13 protein-coding genes are annotated in these 13,375 nt (G+C 64.6%); 4 read left to right on the forward strand and 9 right to left on the reverse strand.

The features are described from left to right. Window positions 1–28: 28 nt before the first annotated feature. Both CAG34_RS08165 and CAG34_RS08170 read right to left on the reverse strand, forming a co-directional pair. A complete protein-coding gene (locus tag CAG34_RS08165; RefSeq protein WP_085589128.1) occupies window positions 29–1,594 on the reverse strand; it encodes a PAS domain-containing methyl-accepting chemotaxis protein in 1,566 nt (521 codons plus the stop codon). A gap of 139 nt (window positions 1,595–1,733) precedes the next feature. Continuing rightward, complete coding sequence (locus tag CAG34_RS08170) at window positions 1,734–2,627, reverse strand: LysR family transcriptional regulator (protein ID WP_025340153.1); 894 nt, start codon at window positions 2,625–2,627, stop codon at window positions 1,734–1,736. A gap of 225 nt (window positions 2,628–2,852) precedes the next feature. Between CAG34_RS08170 and speB the strand changes: the two genes are divergently transcribed. Next, window positions 2,853–3,803, forward strand: coding sequence for an agmatinase (speB, locus tag CAG34_RS08175; protein ID WP_025340154.1), 951 nt, complete (start codon window positions 2,853–2,855; stop codon window positions 3,801–3,803). A 277-nt stretch (window positions 3,804–4,080) separates the two neighbouring features. After that, window positions 4,081–5,460: a sodium:solute symporter gene (locus CAG34_RS08180; RefSeq protein WP_025340155.1), complete on the forward strand. Its 1,380-nt coding sequence runs from the start codon at window positions 4,081–4,083 to the stop codon at window positions 5,458–5,460. 183 nt (window positions 5,461–5,643) lie between these two features. Here the strand turns inward: CAG34_RS08180 and CAG34_RS29165 are convergent, their stop codons facing one another. Then, window positions 5,644–5,772 carry a PA1414 family protein gene (locus CAG34_RS29165; protein WP_009683677.1) on the reverse strand — a complete coding sequence of 43 codons (129 nt, stop codon included), beginning with the start codon at window positions 5,770–5,772 and terminating at the stop codon, window positions 5,644–5,646. A gap of 124 nt (window positions 5,773–5,896) precedes the next feature. Next, window positions 5,897–6,790 carry a LysR family transcriptional regulator gene (locus CAG34_RS08185; RefSeq protein WP_015271294.1) on the reverse strand — a complete coding sequence of 298 codons (894 nt, stop codon included), beginning with the start codon at window positions 6,788–6,790 and terminating at the stop codon, window positions 5,897–5,899. Window positions 6,791–6,896: 106 nt separating this feature from the next. Between CAG34_RS08185 and CAG34_RS08190 the strand changes: the two genes are divergently transcribed. Further along, window positions 6,897–8,069 carry an MFS transporter gene (locus CAG34_RS08190; protein WP_085589130.1) on the forward strand — a complete coding sequence of 391 codons (1,173 nt, stop codon included), beginning with the start codon at window positions 6,897–6,899 and terminating at the stop codon, window positions 8,067–8,069. A 127-nt stretch (window positions 8,070–8,196) separates the two neighbouring features. Here the strand turns inward: CAG34_RS08190 and CAG34_RS08195 are convergent, their stop codons facing one another. The 5 genes from CAG34_RS08195 to CAG34_RS08215 all read right to left on the reverse strand — a co-directional run bounded on the left by CAG34_RS08195 (window position 8,197) and on the right by CAG34_RS08215 (window position 12,941). Continuing rightward, window positions 8,197–9,123: a DMT family transporter gene (locus CAG34_RS08195; RefSeq protein ID WP_085589132.1), complete on the reverse strand. Its 927-nt coding sequence runs from the start codon at window positions 9,121–9,123 to the stop codon at window positions 8,197–8,199. A gap of 106 nt (window positions 9,124–9,229) precedes the next feature. Beyond that, window positions 9,230–9,625, reverse strand: a complete 396-nt coding sequence (locus tag CAG34_RS08200) for a hypothetical protein (RefSeq protein ID WP_013973698.1) — start codon at window positions 9,623–9,625, stop codon at window positions 9,230–9,232. A 334-nt stretch (window positions 9,626–9,959) separates the two neighbouring features. After that, the gene (locus CAG34_RS08205) at window positions 9,960–10,760 is read right to left on the reverse strand and encodes a LuxR family transcriptional regulator (protein ID WP_025340162.1); all 801 of its coding nucleotides are present in this window, start codon (window positions 10,758–10,760) and stop codon (window positions 9,960–9,962) included. A gap of 85 nt (window positions 10,761–10,845) precedes the next feature. Continuing rightward, entirely contained in the window at window positions 10,846–12,078 is a 1,233-nt protein-coding gene (gene eutH / locus CAG34_RS08210) for an ethanolamine utilization protein EutH (protein ID WP_085589135.1), read from the reverse strand. A 98-nt stretch (window positions 12,079–12,176) separates the two neighbouring features. After that, entirely contained in the window at window positions 12,177–12,941 is a 765-nt protein-coding gene (locus CAG34_RS08215) for an SDR family NAD(P)-dependent oxidoreductase (protein WP_085589137.1), read from the reverse strand. A 156-nt stretch (window positions 12,942–13,097) separates the two neighbouring features. Between CAG34_RS08215 and CAG34_RS08220 the strand changes: the two genes are divergently transcribed. Further along, window positions 13,098–13,370, forward strand: a complete 273-nt coding sequence (locus CAG34_RS08220) for a hypothetical protein (protein ID WP_025340165.1) — start codon at window positions 13,098–13,100, stop codon at window positions 13,368–13,370. The last annotated feature ends 5 nt before the right edge of the window (window positions 13,371–13,375 follow it).

Consider the following 13,375-nt stretch of genomic DNA (forward strand, 5'->3'; position numbering starts at 1 on the left):
AAAGGGCCGCAAGGCGGCCCCGGCAATCTCAACGATTGAACCGCTCCGCCAGGCTATGCAGGTACTCCGCCATGCGCTCCAGGTCCTGGCTGATTTCCGCGCCCTGCCTGGCCTGCCCGGCACTCTGGTCGCACAGGTGGGCTATGCGCACGATCTGCTGGTTGATGTCCTCGGCCACATGGCTCTGCTGCTCCGACGCCGTCGCCATCTGCTGGCTCATGCCGGTGATGCGGCTGACCGCCTGGGCAATCCCGCTCAACGCTGCCTGCACCGCCTCGACACTGTGCACGCTGTCCCGAGAGATCTGCTCGCCGCGGCTGGCGGTGCTCACCGCGCGCTCTGCCCCGGCGCGCAACGAGGCGATGATCTGGTGGATCTCCTCGGTCGAGGCACGGGTGCGCTGGGCCAGCGATCGCACCTCATCCGCCACCACGGCAAACCCGCGCCCCTGTTCGCCGGCGCGCGCCGCCTCGATGGCCGCGTTGAGCGCCAGCAGGTTGGTCTGCTCGGCGATCGAAGTAATCACATCGACCACGCTGCCGATCGACTGGGTCTGCTCGGCCAGGGCATTGACGGCCTGGCCGATGTCGTTGACCGCATTGCTCATGCTGCCCATGGCTTGCAGGCTCTGCATCGCCAGCTCGCTGCCCTGCTGCGCCAGCTGGTCGGCATCGCCCGCTGCGTGCGCCGTGCTCTGCACGTTATGGGTAACCTGCTGAATGGTCGCCGCCATCTGCGCGATGGCGGCGGCGGACTGGTCGGTCTCGCTGCGCTGGCGGTCGAGCATCTGTGCCTGGGCATCGGACAAGTCGGACGACTGCGCCGCCCGCGACTTCACCCCGACCCCGGCATCCACCAGGCGGGTCAAGGCCGTTTGCAGGCGTGCTTCTTCGCTGATGATGGCAAGATCCAGCTGGCCTTGCAGGCCTGGGTTGTCGCTGTAGGTCAGTGCCACCAGCGGGCTGGTGAAGGCCTTGGGGTGCTCGGTCAGCGTGCGGCGGATGGCCTGGTTCTGCCGGTGCTCGACCAAATACCAGGCCAGTAGCAGGCTGGCCATCAGCACCCCGAGCGCCGCGTAGGGCGGTAGCCACAGGTAGCCCGCGGCCGACAGCAGGCCCGCACCGATCAATGGCCAACCGTGACCCAGGCCATGCCCCAGACGGGCCGCCCACGGCACCGGCGCGCGGCCAGCCCGCAATCGCGCGTACAACGCCTCGGCGCGGCGGATCTGCTCACGGGTGGGCACCGAGCGCACCGACTCGTAGCCACTGATGCGGCCCTGCTCGTAGACGGCCGTGACATAGGCGCTGACCCAGTAGTAATCACCGTTCTTCGCCCGGTTCTTGACTACGCCCATCCACGGTTTGCCTTGTTTGATGGTTTCCCACATGTGGCCGAACACGGCCGGAGGCATGTCCGGATGGCGCACCAGGTTGTGGGGTTGGCCGACCAGCTCGTCGTAGGTGAACCCGCTGATCGCCACGAAAGCGTCGTTGCAGTAGGTGATGCGGCTGTTGAGGTCAGTGGTGGAAATCAGGCGCTGATCGTTGGGAAAGGTTCTTTCGTGCTCAGTGACGGGCAAATTCATGCGCATCTTGGGCAATCCTTGCAGGATGAAAGGGAGGTAGACAGCAGCACACACTGATTTGATATATAGCAGGGCGCCATTATGTTGTCGGTCAGCGGCACCAACAATTTAACGGGGGCCGACGAAATACAGCATGTGCCGGACTTCAACCCACGTTGAGCTGGCTTTTCAGCAGGTCGCGGAAAGTCTGGATCAACGGTTCGCGGCTGCGCCCGCGGCGAATGATCAGCGAGAACGGTGCCTGGTAGCCAAAGGTGGACGGCGACAGCACGCGCAAGTCGCCCTTGTCGACCCAGGCCTGGGCATAGTGCTCGGGCAGGTAGCCGATGTAGGCCCCGGAGAGAATCAGGATCAACTGCGCCTCCATGCTCTCCACCGTCGCCGCGCTGTGCTTGAAGCCATGCCGGGCCAGTTCGGCCTGGCTCCAGTAGCCACGCCCGACCATGCGCTGCTGGGTCACCACCTGCTCGGGGATACGCCGTTCGGCATACAACGGGTGGCGGCTGCTGCAGTACAGCCAGTGCTGCTCACGGTACAGCGGCTGGTAGAGCAGCCCGCTCATGCGCGAGGAAAACGCCCCGATCGCCAGGTCCAGGCGGTTGTCCTGCACGCCCAGTTGCAGCTCGTAAGGGCTGGACACCGACAGGTGCAGGTGCACCGCCGGGTGTTCCTGGCTGTAGGCGCCGATGGCTTCGGCCAGCGGCAAGGCCTGGTCACCGACCGTGGAGTCGATCACCCCCAGGTTGAGGGTGCCGCGCAACTCGCCCTTGAGGGCGGCGGCGTACTGTTCGAAACCGTCCAGCTCGGCCAGCAGGCGCAGGGTTTCCTGGTGGAACAGCTCGCCCTTGCTGGTGAGGCTGAAGCCGCCACGGCCGCGGTGGCACAGTACGATCCCCAGGGCACCTTCCAGCTGGCTCATGTAGGTGCTGATGGCCGAAGTCGACAGGTTCAGCTCGCGCTGGGCATTGGCAAAGCCCTGGTGGCGCACCACGCTGACGAAGATGCGCAGCAGTTTCAGGTCGGGCAAGGTCGAGGCCATGGGGCAACGGTTCCGCAAGGGTGTTTGCGCGCAGTCTAACCGCTCTGCCGGCCTTTAGTTCAGAAATTCCTGAACTAAGTATTTGCCGGTAGCGATTTTTCCCCGGCACTACCTTCAGCAGACTTGGCCGAAATGTCCCTGCCCGCCGGCAAGACCACACCTGGAAGGCGCGCGGCGGCACAGGTTCGAACAAACAGAACAATCGACCGACTGATGAGGCCCACCGTGGACAAGATCCTCCACCAACCACTGGGCGGCAACGAAATGCCGCGTTTCGGCGGCATCGCCACCATGCTCCGTCTCCCCCACCTGCAAAGTGCCCAAGGCCTGGACGCCGCCTTCATCGGCGTGCCGCTGGATATCGGTACCTCGCTGCGCTCCGGCACCCGCTTCGGCCCGCGTCAGATCCGCGCCGAATCGGTGATGATCCGCCCGTACAACATGGCCACCGGGGCCGCACCGTTCGACTCGCTGTCGGTGGCCGACATCGGTGACGTGGCGATCAACACCTTCAACCTGCTGGACGCCGTGCGCATCATCGAAGAAGCGTATGACGAGGTCCTCGAGCACAACATCATCCCGCTGACCCTGGGTGGCGACCACACCATCACCCTGCCGATCCTGCGCGCGCTGCACAAGAAACACGGCAAGATCGGCCTGGTGCACATCGATGCCCATGCCGACGTCAACGACCACATGTTCGGCGAGAAGATCGCCCACGGCACCACCTTCCGCCGCGCCGTGGAAGAAGGCCTGCTCGATTGCGAGCGCGTGGTGCAGATCGGCCTGCGCGCCCAGGGCTACACCGCCGATGACTTCAACTGGAGCCGCCGCCAGGGCTTCCGTGTGGTCCAGGCCGAAGAGTGCTGGCACAAGTCGCTGGAACCGCTGATGGCCGAAGTGCGCGAAAAGGTCGGCGGTGGCCCGGTGTACCTGTCGTTCGACATCGATGGCATCGACCCGGCCTGGGCGCCTGGTACCGGCACCCCGGAAATCGGCGGCTTGACCACCATCCAGGCGATGGAGATCATTCGCGGCTGCCACGGCCTGGACCTGATCGGCTGTGACCTCGTCGAAGTCTCCCCGCCTTACGACACCACCGGCAACACCTCGCTGCTCGGTGCCAACCTGCTGTTCGAAATGCTCTGCGTGCTACCGGGCGTTGTCCGCCGGTAAACGACGGCCCTTTGTAGGAGCGGCCTTGTGTCGCGACCGGGCCGCAAGGCGGTCCCCGGACTGTGGCGGTGTCGCATAGGCTGCCGGGGCCGCTCTGCGGCCCGATCGCGACACAAGGCCGCTCCTACAGAAAGCGCCCGCGGTACTTGCTACACCCCGGCAGGAGCCATATGGGAGGGCCATTGAGGCCCGCCAACAACACGACAAGACCGCCGGGCGCCGTGAACCCGCCCGCGTGGTCGATCTCGCCATAATAAAGATAATCGGGAGACCCCCAATGGCCTTGGACATCATTGTTGTAATGATCTATACCGCCGGCATGCTCGGGCTTGGCTGGTATGGCATGCGGCGCGCGAAAACCCACGAGGACTACCTGGTGGCCGGGCGCAACCTCGGCCCGGTCCTGTACATGGGCACCATGGCCACCACCGTGCTCGGTGGCGCTTCCACCGTCGGCACCGTGCGCCTGGGCTACGTCCACGGCATCTCCGGCTTCTGGCTGTGCGCAGCCCTGGGCCTGGGCATCATCGCCCTCAACCTGTTCCTCGCCAAACCCTTGCTGCGCCTGCGCATCTTCACCGTGACCCAGGTGCTGGAGCAGCGCTACAACCCGGCCGCACGCCAGGCCAGCGCCGTGATCATGCTGGCCTACGCACTGATGATCGGCGTCACCTCGACCCTGGCCATGGCCACCGTATTGCAGGTGCTGCTCGACCTGCCGTTCTGGGCCTCGCTGCTGCTGGGCGGTGGTGTGGTGGTGCTGTACTCGACCATTGGCGGCATGTGGTCGCTCACCCTGACCGACATCGTCCAGTTCGTGATCAAGACCGTCGGCCTGATGTTCATCCTGCTGCCAGTGTGCCTGTACAAGGCCGGTGGCTGGGACACCCTGGTGGCCAAGCTGCCGGCGGCCAGCTTCCAGCTGACCACCATTGGCTGGGACACCATCATCACCTACTTCCTGATCTACTTCTTCGGCATCCTCATCGGCCAGGACATCTGGCAGCGGGTGTTCACTGCCCGTGACGAGAAGGTCTGCCAGCGCGCCGGCACCACCGCCGGTGTGTACTGCGTACTGTACGGCCTGGCCTGCGCCGCGATCGGCATGGCCGCGCATGTGCTGATGCCCGACCTGGCCAACCCGAACAATGCCTTTGCCGAGATGATCAAGACCACCCTGCCCGATGGCATCCGTGGTCTGCTGATGGCAGCGGCGCTGGCCGCCATGATGTCCACCGCCAGCGCCGGCCTGCTGGCTGCGTCGACCACCCTGACCGAAGACCTGCTGCCCAAGCTGCGTGGCGGCAAGGCGTCGAGCCTGGGCGTCAGCCGCCTGTTCACCCTGCTCACCGGCCTGGTGGTGCTGGGCATCGCCCTGGTGGTGAACGATGTGATCAATGCCCTGACCCTGGCCTACAACCTGCTGGTCGGCGGCATGCTGATCCCGCTGATCGGCGCGATCTTCTGGAAGCGCGCTACCACCGCCGGGGCTATCGCCAGCATGTCGCTGGGCTTTGCCACCGCGCTGCTGTTCATGTTCAAGGATGGGCTGGAGGCCAATACGCCGATCTACTACAGCCTGGCGGTTGGTCTGGTGAGCTTTGTGGTGGTCAGCCTGATGTCGCGTAAATCGGTGGCGGCGGTGAAGCTGGCCTGACCTACAGCCTGGACTGGCCTCTTCGCGGGCTCGCCCGCTCCCACAGGGATACCACAAGCCTTGAAATTCATGGGGTACCTGTGGGAGCGGGCAAGCCCGCGAAGAGGCCGGTACAGGCAACACACAATTGGCAGACACAAAAAGGCCGCTGCACCCACCCAGGTGCAGCGGCCTTTGTCTGTATCAGCGACGACGCGGTTGGCGTTTGCGCTGCTCTTCATCAGTCGGGATCGGCACCGGCTGCAAGGGTGGTGGAATCAGCCCCAAGGCGACAGCCAGGTCGTGGAGCCAGTTGGACAGTGGTTTATTCATAATGCCCCCTTGACGGGTCAGCCTCACGGCAATTCAATCCTGCGATGTTTCATACAGATCATAGCCCTATGTCCTGTATTACGCATGCCTCTAAACCTACAGATACGGGCCATTTTGATACGGATCAAGCCGTAACGGCGCATTCCGACGACTGGTTAATCGTTTCGCTTTGTTGCAGGTCGATCCAGGCCTGCAAATTTGCCCCGCGCATGCCCTGGCGCCACATCAACCAGGTGACCGCCTGATCGAACGGCGCCTGCAACTGGTGCACCCGCACCCGGTCGCGCCCGGGCAGGCTGTCGAGCATCGACCTGGCCATCATCGCCACACCCGCGCCGGCGATCACGCAGGCCAGCATGCTCTGGTACGACTCGATTTCCATCACCCGGCCCATTGGCGTATGGGCATGGGCATACCAGGCCTCCAGGCGCATGCGGTACGAGCAGCCCTGGCGGAAGGTGAACACCGCCTTGCCCGCCACGTCCTTGGCAGTGTGTACCGCCGGGTGCTCGGGGCTGGTGATCAGCACCAGTTGCTCATCGCACAGCGGCACGCCATCCAGCCCGGCCAGGCTCGGTGGCCCGTCCACCAGGGCCGCGTCCAAGGTGTGGTTGAGCAGGCCTTCCAGCAGCTCGCCACTGGGCGCCGCACGCACCTGCAGGTTAACCGCCGGGTAGGCCTGGTGATAACGCGCCAGCAACCCCGGCAAATGGGTCGCCGCCGTGCTGTACATGGTCCCCAGCACGAAGTCCCCGGCCGGTTGGCCGCCCCGCACGGCGGCCAGCGCCTCGTCGCGCAAGGCTGACATGCGGTTGGCGTAATCCAGCAGCACCTTGCCCGCCGGCGACAGCTGCAGGCGCTGGCGTTCGCGCAGGAACAGCTCGACACCCAGTTGCTCCTCGAGCTGGCGCAAGCGCGTCGACAGGTTCGACGGCACCCGATGCAGGCGCTCTGCGGCACGGGTGACCGAACCTTCCTCGGCCACGGCCTGGAAGATACGCAGTTGGCTGAATTCCACGACATTCTCCAAAACAGAACAACTTGATCATCATTATTCAATTTTATTGAAAAAGAAACCGCCCTAACCTGCCAGCCATCGCTTACATCCGTGCAGGAGACTTGTCATGTCGCCACTCATTCAACTGCTTGCCAGCGCCGTGGCGCTGATGATGGCCATGGGCATCGGCCGTTTCGCCCTGACCCCGCAGCTGCCGCAACTGATCGCCGAAGGCCAGTTCGACCTGACGGTCGCCGGGCTGGTGGCCGCGGCCAACTACCTGGGTTACTTCATTGGCGCGGTCGATGCCATGTTCGCTCGCTCGCCGGGCCAGGTGCGCCTGCGCCTGCACGGTGGGCTGTGGCTGTGCGTGCTGCTGACCCTGGCCTCATGGGCCGCAGACGGGTTCTGGAGCCACCTGCTGCTGCGCTTCGGCACCGGCGTGGCCAGCGCCTGGGTGCTGGTGATGATCACCAGCCTCAGCCAACAGGTGGCCAATGCCAACAACCGCCAGCGCCTGGGTGCCCTGGTGTTCGCGGGGCCCGGCCTGGGCATTGCGCTGACTGGTTTGCTGGCGCTGGTGGCGCATTTGTGGGGGCTGGGCTCGGCAGCACTGTGGCTGATCTATGCCGTGGCCGCGCTGGTGATGCTGCTGGCGGTCCGGCCTTGGCTGCCAAGGGCGCTGCAAGCGGCGCCGGTGCCGTCGGCTGCACGCCAGGGCCCCACGCGCAGTGTCGGCATCGGCCGCCTGGGGCTGGTGTATGCGCTGTATGGCGTGGGTTACATCCTGCCGGCCACCTTCCTGTCGCAAATGGCCAACCAGCAGTTCCACGGGCAGTGGCTGGCCGACCTGTTCTGGCCGGCGTTTGGCCTGGCGGCGGCGCTGGGGGTGCTGCTGGTGAGCCTGCGGCGTAGCGGCCGCACCTCGGCCTGGCTCACCGCCACCCTGTGGCTGCAGGGGCTGGGTGTACTGGCCTGCCTGATGGGCGGGGGTGTCGGGCTGGCGTTGGGCGTGGTGCTGTGTGGCGGGCCGTTCCTGGCATGCATGCAGCTGGTGATGCAACGTTCGCGGGAGCTGGCGCCGCATGCCACGCAGCGCAATGCCGGGCTGCTGACGGCCTGTTTTGCCCTGGGGCAGTTGAGTGGGCCGCTGCTGGCGGCGGTCAGCAGCCATTACAGCGGCGGGCTGCAGCCGGCGCTGATGGTGGCTGCGGGTGGGTTGGTGGTGGCTGGGGGGCTGGTGCTGTTTGGCAGCTCTGCACAGCAGGGCAGCGCCTGTCAGGCCAAGGCTGCATCCTGAATCGTAGCTGCCTGTGCCGGCCTCTTCGCGGGTAAACCCGCTCCCACAGGTACTGCACAGGCCTTGAAGATTGTGCGGCCCCTGTGGGAGCGGGTTTACCCGCGAAGAGGCCGTAACAGGCTAAAACTCACCCCACAAACTTACGCAACTGCTGCTTCACCCAGGGCTCGGCACTCACCAGGATCACCCCCAGCAGCACCATCAACGCGCCAACCACAAAGTTCAGGCTCAGCGGCTCATCCAGCAACAACACGCCGAAGGTCACCCCGAACAGCGGGGTGATGAACGAGAACACTGCCAGGTTCGACGCCAGGTATTTGCGCAGCAACCAGAACCAGGTCAGGTAGCTGATGAACGACACCACAATCCCCTGGAACAGCACGCTGCCCATCGCCAGCGGCGTCAGCGTCACCGCGCCGATCTGGCCGCTGAGCAAGGCAATCAGCAGCAACCCGGCAAAGCCCACCGCCAGCTGATAGAACAGGGTCAGGGTCGCCGGTGCTTCCGACAGCCGCGAGCAACGCACCACCACCGTGGTCGCCCCCCAGGCCAGCCCGGCGATCACGCCAAAGGCATCCCCCAGCAGGGTGCGGCCATCCATGTGCTCGAACGACATGCCGCCGGCAAACGCCATGGCAATGCCGCCGAAGGCCAGCAGGATCCCCAGCCATTGCAGCAGCCGCAGGCGTTCGCTGGGCAACCTGAAATGCAGGCCCAACGCGGTAAACACCGGCGCGGTATAGAGGAACACCGACATGTGCGCCGCCGAGGTCAGCTTCAGCCCCTCGGCAATGAACAGGAACTCCAGGCCGAACAGCCCGCCCGCCACCACCCCGGCACGCCAGGTGCTGCCGACCTGCTCCCAGCCTCCGCGCCAGCACAGCATCAGGCCCACCAGCACGGCGGCGATGCCGTTGCGCAGGGCCGCCTGCATCACCGGCGCGATATCGATGGCGGCAGTCTTGATCAACACCTGCTGGCAACCCCAGATCAGGCACAGCCCCAGCATCACCTGCAAGGCAAAGGCATCGGGGTTCTTGCGGACCGCGCTCATAGGCGGGCCTCTGCGGTGGTCATTGGCATGGGCAAGGGCTCGGCAGTGTTCAGGAACTACCGATTATCGGGTTTCCATGGCCGCCCTTGCCAGCCTCAAAACGACCTCAGGCGATCTGTGCCTTCGCCGACACCTGCTCGAAGGTGGTTTCGTCCAGCGCATCCTCCTGCTCGTCCAGCACCTGGCGCGGGTGCTCGAAGCCGGGAATGCTGCTGTCGATCAGGCTCATCAGCCGCGAACCGCGCTCGGTCAGCACGAAGTTCTCGCCATTGCCGCCATCCTCTTCGGGCCGGGTTTCGATGAAACCACGCTCGAACAACAACCTTTCGTACTCGCAGGCACGGGTTTTCAGGTGGTCCAGGTCGCCCACCGGCTCCCCCTTGGCAGCCAGTGCCGCAGCGTGCTGCTCGGCATAGGGGCGTGGCGTGAAGCTGTGACCGGCGCCGTTCTGCACCTCGTGCAGCAAACGCTCGATCAGGTCCCAGTCGTAGGCGATGCTCATGGCTACGGGCTCCTGCTGTGGACGGAAGGGGTACACAGGTTGGGACCTGTCGAGGTTGCCCGGCGTTCCGAAATATCTCAGCACGCCATGAGCGAGCTGGCTGATAAACGAACACGCCGCCTCTCAGCTGATCGGTTACCGCGCTCAGGTGTAGGAGCGGCCTTGTGTCGCGAAAGGGCTGCGAAGCAGCCCCGGGGTTTCAGCGTAAATGCACAAATTGCTGGGGCTGCTTTGCAGCCCTTTCGCGACACAAGGCCGCTCCTACAAGGGCCCGCACAGGCCGGGAGAAAAGATGTTAGCGCTGGCGCCCAGGCAACCGGCCTGCGCGGCTCGGTTACTGCTTGACCAGATAGTTGATGAACAATCGAAACAGCTCCGCATTACCGGCAATCCCCAGCCGCTGCCAGATGTTGTGCCGGTGTACTTTCACCGTGCCTTCCGAGATGCCCAGCTCGCGGGAGATCGACTGGCTGCTGTGCCCTTGCAGGATCAGCTTGGCCACATGCCGCTGGGTTTCGGTCAGCTGGCCCTGGAGGATATCGACGAAAGCATCTTCCAACTGGCTGTCGGACTCCTGCGGGTCGGCCAGGTCATCGGCATGTGCCAGGCGCAGGTGCTGGCTGAAAATGGCATCGATGACCGGCGTCAACGCTGCCAGCCGCTGCGCTTCCTCGGCCTCGAACGCGCCCTTGTCCAGGCCACGCATCAACGAATACACCAGGGCGGTCCGTGGCCTTACCGGCACGATGAAACCGATCTCTTCGATCAGGCTGCCGTGGTGCGACGAGACGCAGGGGTGGATGTCGTGGGAGATGGAAAAGCCCGAGGCGAAGAAGCTGTCCGGGGCCAGTTCGCGCATCCGCCACAGGCCACCCGGGTGGTTGTTGGTACAGGCGACGTAGAACGGGTCGAGCAGATAGCCGCCGCGCAGGTAGGCTTTCAGCGTACGTTCGGCGACTCGCTGGTTGTAGCCGTCATGAATCAGCAGCGCGGGTTGGTTGAAGCGAAACAGGTAGGCGCAGCTCATGTCGAAATCGACCACGCCCTTGAGCGCGGTGTCGAGGGCCGGGCCCAGTGCATCGCTGCCGATGCTGCGAATGACCGCACCCAGGCGGTTGGCGTTGTCGCTGTTCATTGCGGAGGCCCGTGCGGTGTGGGAGAAGGCGCAAATGCCGCCCGGCTGTGCAAGCCCGAACGGCATTGAACGATGCCTGGCCCTGTCAGTGCAACGGTGCACTGGCGGGCAGCAGGCCGGCCTCTTCTTCCTGGCGGCCCAGCTCCAGCGCCTTGGGCACCGCCAGCCAGTAGGCCAACAGCATGCCCAGCAGGCCACCGGCGAGCTTGCCGATGATCAGCGGCCCGATCAGCGTGGGCTGGAAGTTGGCCGAGTAGGCCAGGTGATCACCAAAGGTGAAGGCGGCGCACACGGCAAAGGCAATAACCAGCACCTTGTCTTTCGGCGGCATGTCGGCCACCAGGCGGAACATCGCCAGGATGTTGGCCGAGGCCGCGAGGATACCGGCCGCGCCCACCGGCGACAGGCCGAGTTTCGACGCCACCTTCTCGATCGGCTGCGACAGGAAACGCTTGATCAAGTAAACCATCGGGAACGCACCGCACAGCATGATGCCCACGTAGCCGGCAATCTCCAGCGCCCGGAATTGGTCGTCCTTGTCGGCGATGATCGGGGCGAAGCCCCAGCCACCGAACAGCGAAGTGAACGCACCGGTGAAGTACTCGACGATCGAAGCCACCAGCACCAGCGTCACGGCGGCGTACATCAACTGCCCCAGCTTGAGGAACAGGCTGACCATGAGGTTGGGGAAGTAGCGCAGCGCCGCCGCCAGTGCCACACAGAACAGGATCAGCGGCGACAGGTTGCGCAGCAGGGTTGCTAGGGTGAAGTGCAGCGCCTGGGTCGCAGCGCCTGCCGTGGCGATGTCCGGGCGCACGCCCAGGCCCATGGCCTGCATGCCCATGGTGATCAACACGATGCTGATCGGGATGCTCAGCAGCCCGGCCATGATGCCCAGCGCCATGTACTTGTGGTCGGCCTTGTTGAGCATTGCCAGGCCCACCGGGATGACAAAGATCACCGTCGAACCGCACTGGAAGCCCGTGATAAGACCGAGGATCCAGCCTTCGGGGCTATGCGACAACGCCTGGGCCAGCTGGTAGCCGCCCAGGTCCGAGGCGATGAAGATCGGCCCGGCAATGCCGGCATCGGCGCCCATGGCCAGGAACAGCGGGCCGATGAACTGGCTGATGAAACTGGAAATGAACGGGATGGCGGCCATGATCCCGGCCACCGGGATGAAGATCGGGCCAATGCTGTGCAGGCCGGCGGTGAACTCCTTGGCCAGCTCGGATTCCGCATTGACGATCGATGCGATCGCGCCGATCACGGCGCACACCATGATCACGTAGATGACGTAAGTGCCTATGTTTTCCATCTGCTGCCTCTGTCTTGTTGGAATTGGCTTTGTGGGCAGAATTGAAGGGTGCTGCGTGTTGTTCTTGTTGGTGCCGGCAGGGTACTGCCGGCCGGGCATTACATGGCGGTGTAGGCGTTGTCGACGAACAGGTGCGAGCCGCTGACGAAGCTCGACTCGTCACTGGCCAGGAACAACGCGGCGTTGGCCACTTCGGCCGGGTCGCACAGGCGCCCCTGCATGGTCTTGATTGCTTCGTCGGAAGCATCCACGCCAAAACCGCGCAGCAGGTCGAGTTCGCGGCGGCCATGGGCGGTGCCGATGAAGCCTGGGCAAATGGCGTTGCTGCGGATGTTCTGGTCGCGGTACTCCACGGCCAGGGCGCGGGCGAACATGTGGCAGGCGCCCTTGGTGGTGCAATACAGCACCTCCATTGGCGTGCCGACCACCGCCGAGATCGACGAGGTGCAGATCACGCTGCCGCCGCCGGCGGCGAGCATGCCAGGCAACACCGCCTTGGTGACCAGGAACATGCTTTTCACGTTGACGCTCATCAGCCGGTCCCATTCCGCTTCGCTGGTTTCGAGGAACGGGCCGGCGGCGATGATCCCGGCGTGGTTCATCAGCACGGTGATCGGGCCGAAGTGCGCCTGGGCCTGGGTTACGGCGCGGTGCACCTGGTCGGCCTGCGACACATCGGCGGCGACGAACAACGCCTGGCCGCCGTCCGCATTGATGCGCGCCGCTACGGCTTCGCCCTGGCTGGTCGGCAAGTCGAGGATTACCACCTTGGCGCCCTCGGCGGCGAACAGTTCCGACGCGGCCAGGCCACAACCGCCTGCGCCGCCGGTAATCAGTGCCACCTTGCCTTTCAATCGATCCATGGGTGTGTTCCTCGGTTGTCATGTTTGTGACTTCAAACTAGAGCCGAGGATGAGCGCGGTAAATATACCCAGGGGTATAGCCACCGGTCGAAGGCGCTGAACTAACGGCCAGGCACATGCCTCCACCGGGCATCACCACCGCCGGAGGTAGGAAGGATGAAACTGCTGCTGCCCATTGCCTGCGCCACTGCCCTGTTCTGCGCCCTGCCCGCCTGGGCCTGCACACCGGAAGAAGCGACGCAGAAACGCGAAGAGCTGGCCGGGTTGGTCACCCAGTTGACCGAGCAGAACCCGCAGAAGGCCAAGGAGATCAATGACGAGCTTCAAGGGATGGAGCTGGGGACGGCGAGCAAGGACTTGCCCGACAAGTGTCAGCTGATCGACAAGCGGATCAAGGAGTTGAAAGAGGCGGAGAAAAAGGCTGAATAGTGGTC

Source organism: Pseudomonas sp. B14(2017) (assembly GCF_002113255.1).
Lineage (GTDB): Bacteria > Pseudomonadota > Gammaproteobacteria > Pseudomonadales > Pseudomonadaceae > Aquipseudomonas > Aquipseudomonas putida_Z.

Excerpts from the sequence above, each read along its gene's own strand:
- CAG34_RS08165 (WP_085589128.1), bottom strand. The coding sequence starts at position 1,594 with ATGCGCATGAATTTGCCCGTCACTGAGCACGAAAGAACCTTTCCCAAC.
- CAG34_RS08170 (WP_025340153.1), bottom strand. The coding sequence starts at position 2,627 with ATGGCCTCGACCTTGCCCGACCTGAAACTGCTGCGCATCTTCGTCAGC.
- CAG34_RS08180 (WP_025340155.1), top strand. The coding sequence starts at position 4,081 with ATGGCCTTGGACATCATTGTTGTAATGATCTATACCGCCGGCATGCTC.
- CAG34_RS29165 (WP_009683677.1), bottom strand. The coding sequence starts at position 5,772 with ATGAATAAACCACTGTCCAACTGGCTCCACGACCTGGCTGTCGCCTTG.
- CAG34_RS08190 (WP_085589130.1), top strand. The coding sequence starts at position 6,897 with ATGTCGCCACTCATTCAACTGCTTGCCAGCGCCGTGGCGCTGATGATG.
- CAG34_RS08195 (WP_085589132.1), bottom strand. The coding sequence starts at position 9,123 with ATGAGCGCGGTCCGCAAGAACCCCGATGCCTTTGCCTTGCAGGTGATG.
- CAG34_RS08200 (WP_013973698.1), bottom strand. The coding sequence starts at position 9,625 with ATGAGCATCGCCTACGACTGGGACCTGATCGAGCGTTTGCTGCACGAG.
- CAG34_RS08205 (WP_025340162.1), bottom strand. The coding sequence starts at position 10,760 with ATGAACAGCGACAACGCCAACCGCCTGGGTGCGGTCATTCGCAGCATC.
- eutH (WP_085589135.1), bottom strand. The coding sequence starts at position 12,078 with ATGGAAAACATAGGCACTTACGTCATCTACGTGATCATGGTGTGCGCC.
- CAG34_RS08215 (WP_085589137.1), bottom strand. The coding sequence starts at position 12,941 with ATGGATCGATTGAAAGGCAAGGTGGCACTGATTACCGGCGGCGCAGGC.
- CAG34_RS08220 (WP_025340165.1), top strand. The coding sequence starts at position 13,098 with ATGAAACTGCTGCTGCCCATTGCCTGCGCCACTGCCCTGTTCTGCGCC.